The following is a 228-nucleotide window of genomic DNA, read 5'->3' on the forward strand; positions in this document are numbered from 1 at the left end:
CTCTAATATAGCTGTCTGGGTCCTCACCGTCTGGCAAGAACAGAAACTTGAGTGTGTTACCGGTTTTCAGGTATTCAAGCGCATTCTCTAGTGCGCGCCACGCGGCCTCTTTACCTGCTCTATCACCATCGTAACAACAAACCACAGTATTGGTCTGGCGGAACAACATTTGAACGTGATCACCGGTTGTTGAGGTGCCCAGTGATGCCACTGAGTAATCGACACCGT

The 228-nt window shown here is 50.0% G+C and carries 1 protein-coding gene; it reads right to left on the reverse strand.

Annotated elements, in window-relative coordinates; all coding sequences use genetic code 11:
* A partial coding sequence (locus tag AB4512_RS23440) for a toprim domain-containing protein (protein ID WP_372175922.1) occupies window positions 1-228 on the reverse strand: 228 nt, incomplete at both ends.

The sequence above is a fragment of the Vibrio sp. 10N.222.52.B7 genome, from assembly GCF_041474275.1.
Taxonomy (GTDB): domain Bacteria; phylum Pseudomonadota; class Gammaproteobacteria; order Enterobacterales; family Vibrionaceae; genus Vibrio; species Vibrio crassostreae_C.